This window comes from Psychromonas arctica (assembly GCF_036697365.1).
In the GTDB taxonomy this organism is placed as follows: domain Bacteria; phylum Pseudomonadota; class Gammaproteobacteria; order Enterobacterales; family Psychromonadaceae; genus Psychromonas; species Psychromonas arctica_A.
Window position 1 is genome coordinate 134006 of the sequence record NZ_JBAHZA010000002.1, and the last position, 20497, is coordinate 154502.

11 protein-coding genes are annotated in these 20497 nt (G+C 33.1%); 6 read left to right on the top strand and 5 right to left on the bottom strand.

What is annotated here, in order from left to right:
• The first annotated feature begins 15 nt into the window (after positions 1 to 15).
• The 6 genes from V5290_RS02705 to V5290_RS02730 all read left to right on the top strand — a co-directional run bounded on the left by V5290_RS02705 (position 16) and on the right by V5290_RS02730 (position 10677).
• On the top strand, positions 16 to 984 hold the full coding sequence (locus tag V5290_RS02705; protein WP_333381585.1) for an ABC transporter substrate-binding protein: 969 nt from the start codon (positions 16 to 18) through the stop codon (positions 982 to 984).
• The gene (locus tag V5290_RS02710) at positions 977 to 2683 is read left to right on the top strand and encodes a PAS domain-containing protein (RefSeq protein ID WP_333381586.1); all 1707 of its coding nucleotides are present in this window, start codon (positions 977 to 979) and stop codon (positions 2681 to 2683) included. Before V5290_RS02705 ends, V5290_RS02710 begins: the two co-directional genes overlap by 8 nt.
• A gap of 297 nt (positions 2684 to 2980) precedes the next feature.
• Positions 2981 to 4699 carry an autotransporter assembly complex family protein gene (locus tag V5290_RS02715; protein ID WP_333381588.1) on the top strand — a complete coding sequence of 573 codons (1719 nt, stop codon included), beginning with the start codon at positions 2981 to 2983 and terminating at the stop codon, positions 4697 to 4699.
• Positions 4696 to 8625: a translocation/assembly module TamB domain-containing protein gene (locus V5290_RS02720; protein ID WP_333381591.1), complete on the top strand. Its 3930-nt coding sequence runs from the start codon at positions 4696 to 4698 to the stop codon at positions 8623 to 8625. Before V5290_RS02715 ends, V5290_RS02720 begins: the two co-directional genes overlap by 4 nt.
• Before the next feature lie 382 nt (positions 8626 to 9007).
• Entirely contained in the window at positions 9008 to 9418 is a 411-nt protein-coding gene (locus tag V5290_RS02725; protein WP_333381594.1) for a translesion error-prone DNA polymerase V autoproteolytic subunit, read from the top strand.
• On the top strand, positions 9418 to 10677 hold the full coding sequence (locus V5290_RS02730) for a Y-family DNA polymerase (protein ID WP_333381597.1): 1260 nt from the start codon (positions 9418 to 9420) through the stop codon (positions 10675 to 10677). Before V5290_RS02725 ends, V5290_RS02730 begins: the two co-directional genes overlap by 1 nt.
• Positions 10678 to 11137: 460 nt before the next feature.
• On the opposite strand, the gene V5290_RS02735 is transcribed toward V5290_RS02730, so the two are convergent.
• The 5 genes from V5290_RS02735 to V5290_RS02755 all read right to left on the bottom strand — a co-directional run bounded on the left by V5290_RS02735 (position 11138) and on the right by V5290_RS02755 (position 20267).
• Complete coding sequence (locus tag V5290_RS02735; RefSeq protein ID WP_333381600.1) at positions 11138 to 11545, bottom strand: nitrous oxide-stimulated promoter family protein; 408 nt, start codon at positions 11543 to 11545, stop codon at positions 11138 to 11140.
• 1233 nt (positions 11546 to 12778) lie between these two features.
• Entirely contained in the window at positions 12779 to 14860 is a 2082-nt protein-coding gene (locus V5290_RS02740; RefSeq protein WP_333381602.1) for an EAL domain-containing protein, read from the bottom strand.
• A gap of 14 nt (positions 14861 to 14874) precedes the next feature.
• Entirely contained in the window at positions 14875 to 17673 is a 2799-nt protein-coding gene (locus V5290_RS02745) for a response regulator (RefSeq protein WP_333381604.1), read from the bottom strand.
• Between the two features lie 10 nt (positions 17674 to 17683).
• Entirely contained in the window at positions 17684 to 18184 is a 501-nt protein-coding gene (locus tag V5290_RS02750) for a YfiR family protein (protein WP_333381606.1), read from the bottom strand.
• 64 nt (positions 18185 to 18248) lie between these two features.
• The gene (locus tag V5290_RS02755; protein WP_333381609.1) at positions 18249 to 20267 is read right to left on the bottom strand and encodes a TonB-dependent receptor plug domain-containing protein; all 2019 of its coding nucleotides are present in this window, start codon (positions 20265 to 20267) and stop codon (positions 18249 to 18251) included.
• Positions 20268 to 20497: the final 230 nt, after the last annotated feature.

The window sequence follows — 20497 nt, forward strand, 5'->3', positions numbered from 1 at the left end:
ATTATTAATGGTTTTATGAATTTTATTACTTGTAAGATAATTTCAATCTGTATTTTGTTTTTCACTTTGGTAAGTTGTACTCCCTATCAAAAACCTTTAACGATAGGTGCTGCACCTTGGCCGAATTTTGAGTTTGCATTTTTGGCTGATGAGTTAGGTTATTTAGATGCTCGAAAATACTCTTTATTAGAATTAACTTCTTCTACCAGTGTGATTCAAGCGTTTCAAACTGGAAAATTAGACTTAGCCTTTCTCTCATTAGATGAAGTCTTAACATTGGTTGCTCTCGGCATAGACTTAAAAATAATCTCGGTCATAGATCGCTCTAAAGGCGGAGATGCGATGATGGCTAAACCTCATGTAAAATCTTTAAATGATCTGAAATGGCGTTCTATCGGCTATGAGAATAAGGCAGCTGGGGCCTTATTACTCGATGAGATTTTTACGCTTACAGATCTAAATAATCAAACGGTGCAATTGTTTGAAGTAAAACAAAATGAAGCAAAAGATGCCTATCTACGAAGTAATATTGATGCACTTATCGTTCGAGAGCCTGTTAAACAACAGCTAATTAATTTAGGTGCTCACGAATTGATTAATTCAAATCAATTATCTTTGCCTATAATAAATGTATTAGTCGCTCGGGGTGAGCTTTTCCAAGATAAAGAACTACAAATAGCAGATTTTTTAAGGCAATTTTATCGAGCCCACCTTTTCTATCAAAAACGTACAGCTGAAGCTTTGACTTCAATGTCAGTTCGATTACAGTTATATCCTTATATTCTTGAAAATGCCTTATCTAACACACAGTTTATTGATGCCAAACAAGCCTTATTTCGTTTATCTGGCTCTCCTTCTAGCATTGAATTACAAGCACAACAACTCAGCGGATTAATGATTGAAAAGCGTATGCTTGGTAGTTTCAAAACAGATATTTCTAGCCTCATTTCTACACGCATTTTAGAGAGGGCAATCTATGAATAAATTACGTTCTCTTTCACTAATTATCCTATTACCAGCTTTGCTAACCGTTATATTCATTGTTTTGCAGGGCAGTGTCTTGTTCATGGAGTATCGCCAACAACAAGCTAATTTATATATAAAATCAGAGCAAGATTTAAAAGGATTAGCGGGCCAATTACAAACCTCGCTATCTAATTCTTTAATGCGATTAGAAAAATCTCAAGCTCAGGATTTTGTTTCTACTGCTGCACTAAATGAAAACGTTAAAACTGTTGCCGTAGTTGATAACAATCAACAAGTGGTTTTAAGTAATCGTTTTCGTGAAAAATACATGTTTGCCAAGTTACAGCTGCAGGAATATCAAGGAGAGTTATTAGATAGAGTTATCAATAAAAATGAAATTATTGTTAAATTATTTAAAGATAAAGAAGAGTTGGTAGTATATGCACCTCTGCAAATGATTTCTAAAGGTAATAGCCTAAACCGTAAGTTTAATGGTGTGATATTTATTCGCTATTCTCTAAAAAGTGCATTCAGTGCATTGGCTTACGAGAGCATCCTAAGGCTAATTAAATTTACCTTAGTATTAATAGCGACCCTATGTTTATTCGTTTATCTTATTAACATCTTAGTTGTTATTCCATTAAAGCGTTTTATTGCTTCGGTAAAGTCGATTGATATCAATAATCCTGGTCTGATTGAAACTTCAGCTTTGGGGGAAGTAGGACTATTACAGCGCGCTTTTGTCAATTTAATTGCCGATGTTTCAAATAACACTCACTATTTAGAAGTACGCGAACAACGTTGGGCTAATGCGCTTAATGGAGCAAGGGATGGGGTGTGGGACTGGAATGTCGATAGTGGCGATGTTTATTTTTCTAAACGTTGGAAAGAGATGTTAGGTTTCCATAAGGAAAATATTTCTAATGATATTACGGAATGGGAAAACCGAGTGCATCCGGATGACTTATATTCAGTTTTTGAAGATTTAAATGCACACTTTTCTGGCTCTCATTCTTTTTTTGAAAATATTCATAGAATGAAATGTTACAACGGAGAATATCGTTGGATTCTCAGTCGTGGACAAACTGTTTCTTGGGACACTCAAGGTAATCCCAAACGTGTCATTGGTACACATACAGATTTATCTTTATATAAGGAGATGTTAGCGAATATTAAAGTCGATAATGAACTTATTGAGCAAAAATCTGATTTACCTGATCGCGAGCAGTTGTTATTACACCTTGAAGTAGAAAATACACGTCTATATGAACAAAGACAGCAAGGAGCATTAATTTCATTTAATTGTGATCGTTTTAAACATATTGCCCAATTACCAGATTCGAATAAAGTTAATGAGCTTTTATATCTTATTGCCCGCCGATTAGAAAAACAAAACAGAAGCACTCACTTTGTTGCGCACATTCAAGATTTTCAGTTTGCTATATTTATTGAAGATATTGATACTGATTACGAGCAATCTGCAACAATCGCTTTAGAGTTAACCCAAAAATTAGAGTCTGATCTGCAGGTACCATTTAAAGTATTAGGCGAACAATTTATTGTCAATTGTGCCTTCGGGTTAACATTAGTTCCAAGTAAAGATCTTGAAGCTAGCACAATTTTACATCAATCACTTAAAGCACTAAAAGTAGCTGAGCAGGAGCAGGAATTTAATATTCAATTTTTTGATAACTCGTTATCAAAGTTAATTAATTGATACTTCCATAAAGGAATTGTCATTAACATATAGTTTCTGTCAAACTGCACACTAGATTTATTAAATAGTAAAAACTTTATGTGCAGCTATTAGTCATAAGAAAACCAATAACACTAATAAAATGTCTTAACTTATTTGTTGAAATGACTTATTAATATTTCGATTAAGAGCATAAAGCAGTAAAACTGTACGCCTTTTAATCTTGTTAACTAAGACATTTCACGCAATATCTAGATAATTTCTTTTATGTTAATGGTATATCCTAACCATTCTTTCGACATAAAAATTAGAGAGTTAATGAAAAAATTACACAAATTATGCTTTTATTACTTATTAGTCTCTTCCTCTTTACCTGTTCATGCAGCAGTTAAATATGACATCAAAGGAAGTTCTGACGAACAAGCGACAGCTAATATAAAAGTATATTTAAGCGGTATATCAGTACCTGAAAGTATTGATAATGTTACTTATTTAAGTGAAGTGGTAGAGTCTGCAAAAGAAAGTGTTACTGCACTAGGTTATTACCAACCACAAATTACAACAAGTATTGAAGAAGACGACGACAATCAAACGGTGACACTTGATGTAGATTTAGGTCAACGTATCAAAATAACAGACGTTGATTTACGTATCACAGGCGAAGCACTTCAAGATAAAAACTTTCAACAATTTTTGTTAACTTTTCCGCTCAAAGAGGGCGAGTATTTAAACCACAGCGAATATACCTCAGCTAAAAGTCGTTTCAATAGTCTAGCTCAACGTTATGGTTACTTTGATGCAGAGTTCAGTAAATCATCAGTAGAGGTTTCTCAAAAGAACAATACTGCAGTCGTACATTTATGGTTTGATAGTGGCATTCGTTATCAATTTGGCGATTTAATTTTTGACCTTGATACACCAGCCGAAAAGTATATTCGCTCTCTTGTTAATTTTAACGTTAACGACCCATTCGATACCAATATTCTTAATAGTTACAATCAAGAACTCAACCAAACTGGCTATTTTAAAAGCATCTCAATATTACCTGATTTAGAAAAAAAGCAAGATAGAAGTATTCCATTGCACGTTCTTACTTATATGAATCCTGAAGACTCATTTACTACAGGTTTAGGTTTTAGTACCGATGAGGGCGTTAGAGGAACATTTGGTTGGAAACGCCCTTGGGTTAACCAATATGGTCATTCCATTGAAGCTAGTTTGTCTGCCTCAGATCCTAAGCAAGAAGCATCTATTGTTTATAAAATGCCCATTGATGATCCACTTTATAATTATTATTCAATTCAAAGTGGTTACAAAATGCTTGATCAAAATGATACTGATACCAAACAGTATGTAGTGAGTTTTAATCGACATTGGCGATTAGAAAATGACTGGTTACGTACTATTTATCTTCGTTATGATAATGAATCAGGTACACAGGGCCTGCAAGACTTTTCTACTGCCTTAATATTGCCAGGTATTAGCTTTAGCAAAACTCGAAGCCGTGGTGGTATCAATATTGATTGGGGTGATAAAAAGTTAGTGTACTTTGAATTTGCTGAAGATAGCCTGTTATCAACAGACGATGTTATTAAAGTTTATGGGCAAGCTAAATTCATTAGAACTTATTCTGGTCATCAATTTGTAGCATCGGCTGAAGCTGGCGCAATTTTTTCTGATTCAATATTCGATGTCCCATCATCAATGCGTTTCTTTACTGGTGGTGACCAAAGTATTCGTGGTTATGATTATCAAGAAATTGCACCTGAAGATTCCGGAGGCTACTTAATTGGTGGTTCTTATTTGGCGGTAGCAAGTTTAGAGTACCGTTTTCCGTTAACTGATAGTTGGAAGTTTGCTGTCTTTTCCGATATAGGTACTGCAACTGATGATTTCTCTGAAGAGCTTTCTAAAAGTGTAGGTGCAGGGGTTGTGTGGGCATCACCTGTTGGCCCAATTCGTTTGTATGTTGCCGCTCCACTAACCGATACCGGTGATTCCTATAAAATTCATTTCATGATTGGGCCTGAGTTATGAGTATTCTTTCTTCCTCGTTTAAAATATGTAAATACCTTTTATTTATTACCTTTGTATTGATTGTGTTAATTATTTGGTTACTCAATACGCATTCAGGTAATAGTCTGATTATTAACATTGCACAAAAGGTTGAGCCACGTCTACAAGTTATACTCAGTGAAGGCAGTCTATTATATTCACCAACCTATGAGTTAATTCGCTGGCAAGATGAAGATACATTGATTGAGTTGAATAACGTAAGTTACGAATTTGATTGGCAATGTATCATTGAGGAGTTTTGTGTAGATTCGTTAAAAGTTGGTAGTGCAACGATTAACATACCCGAATCTACTGAGCCTGTAGCTGAAGAAGAAACATCAGAGCCTGTCGTTGTTGAATTTCCTATTCCTGTACATATCAGAGAGTTAGATATTAACAATACAGTTGTTAATGTCGCTGGCGTTAACATTGAATTATCTCAATTGCTATTAGCTGTTGATGGACAAGATAGTGATGTAACCATTAATACTAGTATCAATGGCTTGACGGTTACTCTAGCTGATGCGGTTGAGGATACTAATACTGTTAATAATACATCTTCAGAGCCATTGGTTATTCCCAAAACAATCCCTGCTATTTTAAAAGAAGGGGATCTACCTGAAGTTATATTACCTGTTAATTTGTTCGTTAATAAATTAGATGTAAATGAGTTTACTCTTATTCAAAATCAACAAAATGTAGCAAAAATTAATAGCCTGAAAAGTCAATTTAATTATATTGGTTCAGCTATTTCGATTAAGAAATTTGCTCTAGATGTGCCAGAAGCAACAGTAAATCTTATGGGTGATATTGACGTCAGTCAACGTTATCCAATGGATTTGCAAGCCACTGTAAACGTTAAAGAGGTACAACAATTAGATCCGAGTAGCTTACTAAAAGGGCAAAAAATTGCCTTAACTGCAAAAGGGGATTTAGGCGACTTATCATCGCATATTAGTTTATCTAATTTAATTAATGCCACTATTGATAATAAAATCGACTTATATAGCCCTGATTTACCGCATGAGTTACAGGTGCAATGGTCTCAATTAAGTTGGCCGCTCACTGGTGACAAGCAAATTACCACTAACAGTGGTCATATTTCCAGTCGAGGTAATTTAAGTAATTACACTATCGATATTGCTGCTGATTATGCATTACCTGATTTACCTAAAGGCGATTTATCGCTAAAGGGGCAAGGGGATCTTAGTGGTCTAACTTTATCTCAGTTATTAGTTGAAACTCTGCAGGGTGAAGTATTGCTAGCAGGTAAACTAAATTGGAAAGAGCAAATAACTTGGTTAGGAGATCTTAACCTCAAAGGTCTCGATTTTAAAGAGTTAAGTGAAGATTACCCCGCTACATTGAGCGGTCACATTAAGCAATCTGTTAAGGTTTCCCTTGAAGATCCTACGCAATGGGCATTTGATCTTCCGGTTATTGACTTGGCAGGGGAGTTTTTAGAGCGACCATTAACTGTTGATGGAACGGCTAATGGATCAGCTACTGATGGTGTCAATATTAATAACTTGAACATTATTAATGGGGATAATCGAGTCTCAGCAAATGGTAAAGTTGCTGAAGTTAATGATTTAGCATTGGTTATAGACATTCAAGATCTAAGCAAGATAGTCCTTGAGGGGGCTGGTAAAATTCAAGGACAAGTAAATTTATCAGGTAGTTTAGACAACATCAAAGTGAATACCAATCTTACTGCTGATAACCTAAGTTATTTAAAAGATAGTGTTAAAGAACTTAGTCTTCAAGGTAACGCGACCATTGCTGACTTGCCTTTTGCAAATTTAGAAATAAGTGCTAATAGCATTGTTGCAAGTGATCAAAAAATTCAATCGGTTGATGTTTCTGTTAGTCCGGAAAGCGTTTCTAAGTCGGAAGTCACACACAATATAAATGTTGATCTCAAAAGTAATATGGCCAACAGTGATTTAACTTTAGCATTTACACAAGGTGTTAACGACTGGCAAGCACAATTAAGAGAAGCTTTGATTGATAGCAAGCAAGGAAAACTAGTACTGGAATCTCCATTTATCGTAACAATGGAGCAACAAACAGTAAAAGTCACTGAACATTGTTGGTTAGCAAGTGACAAAACAGATGCTAAAAATGGGCAGCTTTGTGTTCATAAGCTTAGTGCCGGAGAAGATGGTGATGTTGATATAAGTATTAATCAATTTCTAATGAGTAGTATTAATCCATTTATGCCAGATACACTAAAACTTGAAGGTTCTTTAGATGCAGACGTCAACATGTCTTGGATTAATAATAATAAACCTAACATTGATCTCAACATCGATGGCAATCAAGTTGCATTAAATATCCAAGATACTGATGTGCAACAAGAAGCGATAAGATATCCGGTAGAGCAGTTACATGTTGAAGTGAAGGCTGATCAAAAAAATGCTGACTTCTCTGTTCAAGCAATTTCAAATGGTTTGATCAATGCAAATTTGTCAGGGCAAGTTAGCCCTTATGATAACTCGCCTTCAATCAATGCTAAATTGAATCTTCAAGTACCAAACTTTGATGCATTTTCAATTTTGATTCCACAAGTTGAGCAATTATCAGGACATTTAGAATCGGATATTGATGTTACAGGTACATTAGATAAGCCAATATTAGAAGGACAAGTACTGATTGCAGATACTGCTATGAAAGCGCCATCTTCACCAGTACAAGTTTCTGATTTAAATGCTCAAATTAAAATTGAACAAAATAAAGCCGATATCGCAGGGTTTTTCTTTACCAATAATCAAAAAACACCTAAGAAAAAATCTAATGGTTTTCTTGATACTTTAGTCGCTATTAAAGATACCGCCATTAAGAATACTATTAGTATTCCACAGCGTATTGCCAATATTAAGAATAACGATAAAAAAGAGCAATCCGATGGGCGTGTTGATATCTCTGGTCTTCTAAGTTGGGCTGAAGATTTTAAAGCTGATGTTCACTTGGAAGCAGACCAAATGTTGATCCAAGATTACGCTCAGATTAAATTATATGTTAGTCCTAATATTGATGTTGTTTACGATCAAAACTTGAGTGTTGATGGGGTTATTAATATAGACAGAGGTAAAATCGCTGTAAAAGAATTACCTGAAGGTGCTGTAAGTGTATCCAGTGATGTGGTTGTTGTTGATGCAGAAGAAACAACAGATAGTGCCGATCTTCCTATGAAATTAAACGTTAAAGTCTCAATGGGGGATAGATTACGTATTCAAGCATTAGGCTTAGACTCTCTAATTAAAGGAGATTTGTTAGTTCGTAAAGATTTAACAAAAGAGCTAACAGTTAATGGCGAATTAACTTTTGATGAAGGTAGTTACCGCGCATTTTCACAGAAACTAGTATTACAAAATAGTCGCGTTATTTTTCAAGGTTTAGCAGATGCTCCTTACCTAAATATCGAAGCTATTCGTGATCCTTCTGACATTGAAGATAATGTGACTGCCGGTGTACGTGTAACGGGGACACCAGATGAAATCCAATTAACTATTTTTTCTGACCCATCAATGTCACAGCAAAATGCCTTATCTTATATAACTCGTGGTTACTCTATTGAAAGTGCTTCTGGTGACGATAGTACTAGTCAATTAGCCGCCATTTTAATTGATTTAGGAGCAGGGCAAACCGATGGTCTTGTAAATAATATTGGCGAAAGTGTTGGCATAAAAGATCTGTCACTTGCTTCAAGTGGACAAGGTAGTGAACAATCGGTTGGTTTAAAAGGCACAATAGCACGCGGTGTAGAAGTGAGTTATGGCGTGGGCGTATTTGATTCCTTTACTGTTTTTGCTATACGTTATGAGTTGTTCAAAAAATTCTATATTGAAGCATCGAGTGGACTGTCACAAGCAGTCGATGCCTATTATGAATGGGATTGGGACTAACGTAGTCGTCTTTTTTAATTAAATATCACTAGCAAGATATCGTAGTCTTGCTAGTGATAAATAATTCAATTTACAACCTCAACATGAATCAATCTAGTTACTGCGTAAAGTACTTATCTAGTAATTTCTTTTCTTAGCTATACCAATTACATTAAATATTTTATTTTCCATGTTTATAGCAATCACACTAATTAACTGATCTATTTTACTTGTTAAAATAACTTACTTCTTCGTTGTCATTTTCGCAAATAGATAACTATTAACAAAATTAATCATCGAAAAGCTAAATCATATCAATGGCGATACTTTAATTAAAGTAATAAAAATTCTACCACTTAAACAAGCCATTTCATCTTCTACTTGTACTTATATTAAGATAATTATGAAATTTATCCCAATTACAGCAAGTGCAGGTATTACTGGTTTTGAAAGTCCTGCCAGTGATTACTTGCAGCTTCCATTAAGCTTAGATGCATTATTAATAGAGCATCCTAGTGCGACTTTTATTGGTAAAGCCGATGGTCATTCTATGCAAGGTGTTGGTATATACAGTGGTGATATCCTCATCGTAGATAGGCACTTGACGGCCAAAAATAATGACGTGATCGTAGCTAACTATAATGGAGAGTTTATTTGTAAAATCATCAATATTACAGACCGCGAACTATTATCAGCAAACCCACGTTATAAAACGATCCCGATAAATGAAGGAGACCAATTCACCATAGAGGGAGTGGTCATTCGCTCTATTCGCTGCCATCGTGATAGCCAATTATTAGCGAAAACCTTTTAATGTTTGCCTTAGTCGATGCCAATTCATTTTATTGCAGCGCAGAACAAGTATTTCGTCCTGCATGGAGAGACAAAGCGATTATTGTTTTATCTAACAATGATGGTTGTATCGTTGCAGCTAATAAAGCAGCCATTGCTTTAGGCATTAAAAAGTTTCAACCTTATTTTAAAGCCCGTTCTCTGTGCGAACGATATGGCATTATTGTTTGCTCATCAAACTATGAACTATATGCAGATCTCTCGCATAAAATGATGCAAGTGATAGGGCGTTTTGCTCCTGAACAACATATTTATTCCATTGATGAGACTTTTTTAGATTTTAATGATTGCCTTCAAACAATACCAAGCTTAGCGATCCATGCACAAAAAATCCGTCGAGCCGTTTGGAAAGAAACGCGACTACCGGTTTGCGTTGGTATAGGGAAAACCCTTACCCTAGCAAAAGTGGCCAATCACGTCGCGAAAAAATGGCCTGGTTTTCGAGGTGTATGTGCACTCGACGATCCTAACTTTATGCAACAGGTATTCGATCGTTTATCGCCTATTGATGTATGGGGCATAGGTAATAAAACCAGCAAAAAGCTAGTCGAACAGGGTATTAATACGATACAAAAACTTAGAGAAACTAATTTAAAACGACTACCTAAATCTTTATTTAACGTAGAGTTACAAAGAACGATAAATGAATTGAATGGGATACCTTGCAAGCTGTGGGATGGGATAAGAGCCGATAAGTTACAAATTTTTTCAACTCGTAGTATGGGAAAACGCATTACCGATATCGAGAATTTACAGCAAGCCTTAGCTAAACATATTGCAATTGCAGCAGCTAAAGCGAGACAACAGCACTCCCTTTGCGGCACTTTATTATTATTTGCATCAAGTAGCCCCTTTGACCAAAATCCAATCAGTTATAGAGTAACTATTCATTTTAGCCAAGCAACTAATGATACTTCACAACTGCTTAATGCTCTGAGTGAGAGTATAAACCAGCTATTTGACGCTAGTGTTCACTATTATAAAGTAGGTGTTGGTTTATTAAATTTAAGCAATACAAAACATCAACAGTTTGATTTGTTCAATACTCATCAACTAAATTCGCCATTAATGAACGTATTAGACAGCATTAACCAACGTTATGGTAATAACAGCGCATTCTTTGCAACCCAGGGAATTCAAGAAAACTGGGCAATGCGCAGGGAATTATTAACACCACAATATACTACTCAATGGTGCGATATTCCGAAAATAGGGTGCTAATAATAACGACTAAATCTAGCATAACAATGCTCAAAATAAGACTTTTATGATGACTGAATGTTGGTGTTTTTTATAAAAACACATAAAAATAACGTCTAATTTAAAAGGTTTTAAGGAAAATAAAGTAGTAAATAATGCTGATTCTATAAGAAAATAAATAGGATTATCTATGTAAATGTTAGTACTAAAACCATTTTTAACATAGATATTATATCGGTAATTCAATAAAAACTAACAAAACAATACCAACAAACCTAATATTTTTTAATAAATAAATAAAATCAATTAGTTAGATGGGGGATATAAAGAGGGTGCTTGTTAATTCCTTTTTTAATATTTTTAAAATATAAAATAAGACTTAAATTAATGCTTAGTCTCAATACTAATATCAATACCAATAAGTAAGCCTGTAATTATATTTAAATTATTATGAGTAACGCCGTCACTTTAAATCAAACATCTACTTATTAATATTTTTAAGGCGAATTATTCTTATATGTCGATTAGATTTTTCTTTAGGAATTGACATTGGAATCTCGTTTCTTTCTGATAATAAATGTCTTAATGCTAGAAAAGGATGTGAAAAAATAATCCTCGGTCCTGAAAATAACATTACTTTTTTAGCTTGTAATCGTTTTTCAATTTTATAGCAATGAATAGGACATTTGTTACATGTTGGTTTTATTTCACCATAAGGACAACGATCTAATTTTTCATTTACATAACTAACGAAATCAGAACATTCATAACAAAGTTGATTGGTTTTATTTTTCATGTGGTGATGATGACGGCAATAAATACTGATCATCTTTTGAATGGTTTTAAATTCGATGTTAAGTTTTCCGGATAAAGAATATAACTCTGACATATATAATCCTATAACAATTGTTTTGTTGAAGATTAGCACCATACGAATCGTTATATGGAAGTCATAATATATTTATTGATATAGATTAACTTAATACTAAAAATAAAAATTGAACTAACCGTATGAGTACAAAATTTAGAACAAGCAGATAAGCAGCTTAATAAATCAGTTAAAAAATTTTAACTAATAAAAAATTAAATACGTGACATCATTAATATTTAATCGCCAAATCATGACGCTTCAGATTTTATAGTTAAAGGAAATACCTTAAAAAACTCTCAGATTTTAGCACAGAGCGCCTAAATAAAGACCAATACCTGGTTTATTAACACTAAAACCAAAGATTAATAGAATCAATATTGCTTATTAGAAGCTAACAATACAAATATCATGATGTTGGAAAAGTAAAAATAGCCAATAAAAACAATTAGTTAATATAATATTTATAGTCATCAAACAGAATACTAAAATAAGATATAGATAATAGTATCAACATCGCCAAAATCGACTTAAAAAGTTGAATAAATAATAAAGACTTATAGAGCACTGAACTGCAGAAGGTAAAGAAGAAGTATAAGCTATTTATTTAATGGAGATTAACTTGTAGAAAAGTTGAGTAATAAAATAGAAATATGCCATATACGTATAATATTCAATTTGAACAGTATACTGGTTAATAGTGTCGTAAATATGGATGATAAATAGAATACATACAACTGCGCATAATGTATATTATGTTAAATATAGTGTGTTGCAAGAAATATACTACGGTTTTATACAAATAACTAAGGATAGATTTACCATAATTCTATTTAACATAAAATGTATAACATACTGTTATCCTATATGTGGTTTTGAGTTTTCATACGTTAACTGATAATAAATTATCTGATTTTTTATCAGTTAACGTACTTATATAGAAAGTTATTATACGGTTTACATATGATTACTAAGTTAAAGCCTTTTATTATTAAATAATAACTAAGAAATTCATGTTCAATTTGATTAAATAACCAAACTAGAAGCAATTGGGAACAAATAAAGGATAAATAACGCCATTCAAAATTATTTTAAAAGCTATAACCTACTGATTATTAATTACTAAAACACTTTATTGTTCTTTAATTGAACGCTGTGTGTTAAATTTTAAATAAATAACAAGGGATATATCAATAAATAAAATATAGAGGTCAAATAAATAGTTAAATATATTATTTATAGGCTACTTTTAAATTAATTACTTAATGAGTTACTGATTAATAACTCTTTTATTTCACAATCAGAAACGGGTTTAGAAAAATAATAACCTTGGATAATTTCACAATCATATTCTCGTAAACATATTAACTGTTCAATCGTTTCAACACCTTCAGCGACGACTTTTAAATTTAAATTTTTAGCCAAGCTAATAATTGATTTAATAATCGCAACATTTTGTTTATTGTCAGGAATGTTGTCTATAAATGATTTATCTATTTTTAAAACAGAAATTGGTAGTATTTTTAATTGGGATAAAGATGAATACCCTGTGCCGAAATCATCGATAGAGATTTTAATGCCAATATCAGTAAGTGTTTGTAAAGTTTCCTTTATCGTTTTCTCTTGATTTGTCGGAGCCAAATGCTCTTCGGTTATTTCCATCTCCAACTTACAAGCTGGGATATTAAATTTTTCTAAGGCCCCTATTACAAACTCCGTAAATCCTTCACTATATAATTGACGGCTAGAAACATTAACTGCAATCGATAATTCTTGGCATACACTATCCTTCCACAAACTCAATTGTTCAATAGCTTGCTCAATAACCCATTTACCTAGTGCAATAATTAATCCTGTTTCTTCGGCTATAGGTATAAACTCTGACGGATATATAGGAGTTTCGTTTCCACGTGGCCAACGAATTAATGCCTCAACTCCAACTATAGAATGAGTTTTGCTACACACTTTTGGTTGATACAAAAGAATGAAATCATTATTTTCTAGAGACTCTCTAAGTTGATTTTCTACCGACCAACGTTTAATAGTATTTTCTGTTAGCTCACTAGAATAAAAGTAAACATTATCTTGCTCAGATTTTTTAGCTTGATACATTGCTGTATCTGCGTTTCTTAGTAATTCACTGCAATCTCTGCCGTTATCCGGGTAGATACTAATCCCAACACTTGAACCAATATAAATAATTTCATCATTAATAAAAAAAGGCTGATTAAAAAGGGTTTGAAAATTTTCTATAAACGAAGGAATTTGATCTAAGTTTTTAATAGAATCTAATAAAATTGCAAACTCATCTCCGCCAAACCTAGCCACAATGTCCGACTTTCGTGTAACAGAACTAAAACGAGTAGCGACTTCTTGCAATAATAGATCACCCACTTCGTGTCCAAGAGAATCATTAACTTGTTTAAATCGATTCAAATCAATAAATAAAAGAGCAACTTTGCTTTCAAAACGATCTGCTCTTTGTATCGAACGTTCAAGTCTTTGAGTAAATAAAACCCTATTGGGTAAATTAGTTAATGCATCATGATGAGCAACATGGACTAATCTTTTCTGTGATTCTTTAAGTTCGCTTATATCCTGCATAATGCCTGAAATAACAGAAGTAGAACCGTTGGTATTTTTTAATCTTTTACCTTGAAGTTTTAAATGTAATAAGTCATTTGAAGGGAGTTTAATTCTAATATCTAAATTAAATGGCTTTCCATCTTCGAATGCTTGCAACAGAATATTTTGTATATATAAACGTTCGGATTGGTGAATAAGATGGAGAAAAAAATCTTGGCCATTTTCAAACTTAAATGATGATAAAGAAAACATATCAGCGAGCTGTTTAGATAATAATAAATAGCCATTATCAGCTTCTAATTCCCAATAACCTAAACGTGCAATTTTTTGAGCATACTCTAACCTAGATTCACTTTTTTTAAGTGATTTATAATAATTACTATTACGTAAAATATAACGTAGATGATGTCCGAATAATGACCAATTTATCGGTTTGATCATAAAATCTGTTGCACCTAAACTATAAGCATTTTCAATTGACTTGGTGTCATCCATACCAGTAATCATAATAATAGGCACCCTTTCACCTTGCTCTGATGATCGGATTAATTGACAAACTTCAAAACCATTTAACTTTGGAAGCTCAACATCAAGTAAAACTAGGTCTGGGTTATATTTATTAAATAAAAATACGCCTTCAGAACCATCTTTTGCTTCAATAATATGATAGATATCGGATGCAAGTACTTGATTGATTAACAATCGAGTCATTTCGTCATCATCTATCACCAATATTGATTTCTTGTTCATAAGTTCCTCAAAATTTAACTTATTAATTTTTTATTGAAATAGACAGTGACATTGTCAGACTCAAACTCTATTTCTTCAATTAGTAATGAAATTGATTTTGTAGAGCTAGAATTAATTTCTTTTTCTAATTTAGCGGTTAACTTAGCCAATTGATTGGCACCTACGTTTGCACTGCTAGACTTTAAAGTATGAGCACATTTTCTGATAGATTCATTATCTGAGTTAGGATCTCTAAATACTACCAAGGCTTCTTGCAGTGTATTAATATAAAGCGTTATTACTTTATTAATTAGTGAAGAAGAATCTCCTGGCTGTAGAGCAGCTATATTATTAAGAGCAGTATCATCTACTGGGTTATAGTTAGGTAAATCTGTCGTTTGTTTAGCTGAAGGTACATGATTTTCATTAATTACTTTGAGTTGAATTGCGTTATCTCTCGGTATATGTAACCAAGGAACCAATTGTTCATACAACTCACTAATCGAATATGGTTTACTCAGGTAACCATCCATACCAGATTGAAGACAGCGTTGCATATCACCATCAATTGCATTTGCAGTTAATGCTATGATGACATTTCCTTTTGGAATTAACCCATTTGATTCCATATTTCGGATAGCCTGTGTGGCTTCTAAACCGTCCATTTCTGGCATTTGCATATCCATTAAAATAATATCATATTGTTGGGTTTTAACTGATTCGACAGCTTTCAAACCATTTTCTGCAAGGTCAACATGCAAACCAAACGACTCTAGCATAATTACTGCAACCTTCTGATTTACAGGGTTATCTTCAACAATTAACACTCGATATGGATAATTAAAATGAAATGAATCAATCGTAGTTAGATCTTTGGACGAACTACTCTTTTGACCAGTAATTTGGTCTTTAATGGCATTAGTTAAACATTTGTATAACTCTTTTTGTAAGACGGGTTTGTTAAGAAAATAAGTTATTTTATTTTCTTCAAGTAATTTAGAGTCTGCGTTTACAGAACTTAACATGATAATTATGGGTTGCTGTAAATATGGGTTTTGACGAATTGTATTGGCTAACTCTAATCCATCGAAGCCAGGCATATGCATATCTAGAATTAAAAGATCATAAGGATTATTTTCATTATTAGCTATTTCTAACAATAATATAGCGTGTTTCCCGCCTTCAGCTAAATCACAAGGCGTATTAATTTCATTAAGTTGTTCTTTAATAATGAAACGATTAGTTGGATTATCATCGACGACTAAAATACGTTTTTTCTGCAACGTATTAGTCTCAGGCAGTAATTTAATAGAATCATCTATTAAAGGAGTTAAGCTAGTTTCTACTGACGTTAACTCAAGTTCAAATGAAAAAATACTACCAACCGATTTTTCTGATGTAACCGTTAATACTCCCCCCATTAAACTCACTAATTGTTTAGCGATTGGAAGGCCTAAACCTGAACCTCCGTATTTTCTGGTGGTAGAGCTATCTTCCTGTACAAAAGATTCGAAAATATATGCTATTTTTTCACCTTCAATTCCAATGCCAGTATCAGTCACAGTAAAGGAAATTTTCCCTTGGTTATCATCTTCAACTTTTAATGAAACTTGTCCATGCTCCGTAAACTTCAAGGCATTATTTAGTAAATTAGTTAATACTTGACGTAGCTTTATTGGGTCTCCGATGTAGGTATTAGGAAAGCCTGGGGGAATGGATAGAATTAATTCAATATTTTTATTATAGGCAGCTTCGCCATAAAGAATACCAAACTCTTCTATAAGAGCACGTAAATTAAATTCAATAAGCTCTAATTCCATCTTACCTGATTCGATTTTAGAAAAATCTAAAATATCATTAATAATATTAAGTAAGTTCACACCAGATTGATGAGCTGTTTCAGTAAAGCGTTTTTGTCTTGCTTCGAGAGGTGTAGTCATTAACAACTCTGTCATACCCAAGATGCCATTCATTGGAGTTCGAATCTCATGGCTCATTGTCGCTAAGAATTCACTTTTTGCTTTGCTCGCTGCCTCTGCCTTTTCTTTAGCAACCGTTAACTCCTCTGTACGTTTTAATATTTTTTCTTCCAAATTATCTCTATGTTCTTGAAGTGCTAGATCCCTTTCTTCTATCTGCTCAAGCATAAGATTAAAACCATTAATTAATAATCCTATTTCATCAAAGCGACGCCCTTGCATTCGTAGGCTGTAATCTTTTTGTGTAGAAACCTTATCTACAACATTAGTCATAGCTAATATTGGATGGGATATAAATCTTTGCATCCTAACTGCAAATAATAGAGCAAATAAGCTTCCAAGAATAAAAATGATTGGAATTATGCTCAATTGTTGTAATAAGCGCTGATTAAGTACACTAAAATCATCCACTAAAAGCACGTAACCTAGGGTATCTCCTTCATAAGTTATTGGTACGACTTGAGTCAATATATCTTCTGAATGGTTATTTTGTAACTCTATTAAGTTCATTTTTAACAGTGAGCTATACACGACTTGATCAAAGTCAGTCTTAATGTATTCAGCTAATACTTGTTTTTCTTGGTCATAAATTCTAGCTAGCACAATCTCTTTTTTAGCATAAAGACTATCTAGACTTTCTTTGGCCGCTTCCTTATCTTTAAATTGTGCTGTAGCTGAATTTTGAGTCGCCATTAATGTTGCTAATGTTTTAAGCTCACTTTCTGAATCAAGATGACGATAATAGTTTTGAGCAAAACTAAGGAATATTATAATTACAATAGTTGCTATTACACCTGGTAATAAACCAATAGCTATTAACTGACTTCTTAAGGAAAACTTTTTTATTTTTATCACAAAGACACCTTTAATTATCTACAAGAATAGAAAGCTTTAATAATTTAGAGCTTAAAACTAACTTAGTCGTTGATAGTTGTTGATTAGAAACTTGAAAGCGCAAACGCTTGTTCTCTTCAATCAAGTTAATAAAACCGCCATACTTGAAATATTGATTTTGGTCTGTAATCGTTAATACTAGTTGAAGATCTATTTTTGAGAGTAAATAACGATAAATATTTCGTTCATCAGTACTAATATAAATTGCATTACAATGCTGATAATCTTCGTCGCTCTTTACTTTTACAACTGAAATAGGATGTGTATCAATTTTTTTATTCATCAGTACATTTAATTCATTACTTACATCATCATTACCGTAAGCACATAAGAAAAATGGAGCGTCAGTTTTATCCCAAGTTGAAGGAGGCCAGCGGGTAAACTTTGCTATATTGTATATATAGGCAACTTTTAGACTGCTTATTTTATTTTCATCTGAAATAGCAGCATTTATGTTAAATAAAAATGACATAATAAAAATCAATATATATTTTATTAATGTATTATTTATCAAGTAGATATACATTTAAATCTTATTACCAACGATATAAAGCATTGAAAAATATACTGCGCTCGATCAGCGAATCAGTGCTTGATGACTCGGTAATAAATTGCTGATTATCGTCGTGCAAAAGATGTTGGCCAACGATGGATAGATTTAATGAAGGAGATATTTGCCATGCAATACGTAAGTCACCATCCACTGAGTCTGAAATATATTGATCACCACTGCTGCGTTCCCAACTACGTGAAGATGTATAATAGAATCTTAAATCTAATTCTATTGATTCACTTAAGTCGGTACTTGCCCAAATAGATGCTTGGTGTTGAAGTGAACGGTCAACAGAAAGAGATATAACATCATTACTGTATATATTAGGTTGAGTATCTTCTAAATTAATATCTAAATAGCTATAAGAAAAACGTAAACGAGTTCTTGGTGTTACTTGCCATGAAGTGAGCCATTCAGCTCCGTAACTGTAGCCTTCTGTATTATTATCTAAGTTAATAGGAATAACATAAAAGGTGTTGCCATTAATGCTCTTAATTTCAGCGTCACCAATATCATAACTTAACAAGTTCTCGTATTGGTTATAAAAAGCAGTGATATCGAATGATAATTGAGGAGAAGGAAACCAGCGATAACCAATCTCATAAGCAGTCAACTCTTCTGATTCAAATTGATTATTACCAATTAGTTGTAATAAAAAAGGTGTTCCTGTCGGATCAAAAGCACTAGGAGCTATCACTTGAATATTAATCATCGAATCATTTTCAACTTGAGAGGGAATTCTTATCGCACGGGAAATTGCAGACCATAAAGTAACATTTTCTGAAACTAACCAACTTAATCTAATATTAGGTTGTATTTCTGTACGACTATAGCTATTGCCTTCTATTTTTGCTCCGAATGTTAAAGATAAGTCTTTTTGTGGAATTTTCCATGTATCTTGTAAGAAAAGATTCCAAATTTGCGTCGTTTCAGTAGAAGAGGAAATGGTAAAAGAGTCTGAACCATCTATTTCATTTCGACTAACTCGATACCCAGCTCCCCAAATTAAAGAATGATCAATAAATGGCATGAATTGATATTCTATATCGATGTTAAAAGTATCTCTCATTTCATTAAATTGAAGATCATTATGTTCATAAAAATCAACACTAGTTCGAATGTTTAACTCTGAATCGATACTTGTTTTGATTCCCCAAAGGAGAGAAAGGTTAGCTCCCATAAGATCAACATCATCACTTTCAATGGTTGAAGTATAAGGTGAAGAATAGTTCGATACTGAAAACTGCTGACGAAGTTGATGCTTATATAAATCCCCCTGTAAAGTTAACCACTGTCCATTACCTGGTTCAATATCAAAACGTACGCCTGTTTGTAGATATTGACCTGCGTTGTCTTGATCAAAGCCTTGAAGATCTTGAGTTTCCTCTTGTTTTTTACTATTTACATAAACTCTAAATTTTGTTGAATCGCCAATTTCTCCACCTTGTTTAACACCTATTCCTTTGTATTGGTTACCTAGTGAAGCATTTATTTCACCTTCTTTTCCACTAGACGCTTTAGTTATTATGTTAATGACACCATTAACAGCATTTGTCCCCCAAAGAGTTGCACCTGGGCCTCTTATAACTTCAATTCTACTAATATCTGACATTAGATAATTTAAGTTTTCCCAATAAACGCCTGAAGAAGTAGGCGTATATATACTTCGCCCATCAATCAAAACTAGTAATTTATTGGAAAAACGTCCATTAAATCCCCTAATTGCTATTGCCCACTTGTTTGCATCAATCTTAGTGACATCGACTCCAGGAACTAGAAATAATGCTTCCGGAATGTTCGTTGCTCCGGAGCGACGAATTTCATCTTCTGTTACAACATAAATAGCAGCAGCGGCTTTAGATAATTTCTCGTTTTTCTTGCTGACTGAAGTTACTTCTATTTTCATAAGCTCTTCAAAATCAATATCAATGAGATCTTGTTCTGCTTGGGTATGTAATGAGAGTAAAGATAAAGATAATACAAATCGATTTAGGTTATTCATATACTTCCTTGTATTAAACCCTAAATAAAATTAGCAGCTAACAAATTATATATAGATAGGTAATAAAATAACCTAACAGCAATTATTAAAAACAAAAAAGCAATTTGATAGCCATACTGAGGTATTAATTGTATATATTTTATTCTTTAATTAGTACTAATAACCTTAATATATGCGTTATTAATCAATAATAATAAATAAGCTTCTCAATAAACTGCTTGTCTAAGCTT

Excerpts from the sequence above, each read along its gene's own strand:
- V5290_RS02735 (WP_333381600.1), bottom strand. The coding sequence starts at position 11,545 with ATGTCAGAGTTATATTCTTTATCCGGAAAACTTAACATCGAATTTAAA.
- V5290_RS02740 (WP_333381602.1), bottom strand. The coding sequence starts at position 14,860 with ATGAACAAGAAATCAATATTGGTGATAGATGATGACGAAATGACTCGA.
- V5290_RS02755 (WP_333381609.1), bottom strand. The coding sequence starts at position 20,267 with ATGAATAACCTAAATCGATTTGTATTATCTTTATCTTTACTCTCATTA.
- V5290_RS02710 (WP_333381586.1), top strand. The coding sequence starts at position 977 with ATGAATAAATTACGTTCTCTTTCACTAATTATCCTATTACCAGCTTTG.
- V5290_RS02750 (WP_333381606.1), bottom strand. The coding sequence starts at position 18,184 with ATGTCATTTTTATTTAACATAAATGCTGCTATTTCAGATGAAAATAAA.
- V5290_RS02730 (WP_333381597.1), top strand. The coding sequence starts at position 9,418 with ATGTTTGCCTTAGTCGATGCCAATTCATTTTATTGCAGCGCAGAACAA.
- V5290_RS02720 (WP_333381591.1), top strand. The coding sequence starts at position 4,696 with ATGAGTATTCTTTCTTCCTCGTTTAAAATATGTAAATACCTTTTATTT.
- V5290_RS02705 (WP_333381585.1), top strand. The coding sequence starts at position 16 with ATGAATTTTATTACTTGTAAGATAATTTCAATCTGTATTTTGTTTTTC.
- V5290_RS02725 (WP_333381594.1), top strand. The coding sequence starts at position 9,008 with ATGAAATTTATCCCAATTACAGCAAGTGCAGGTATTACTGGTTTTGAA.
- V5290_RS02715 (WP_333381588.1), top strand. The coding sequence starts at position 2,981 with ATGAAAAAATTACACAAATTATGCTTTTATTACTTATTAGTCTCTTCC.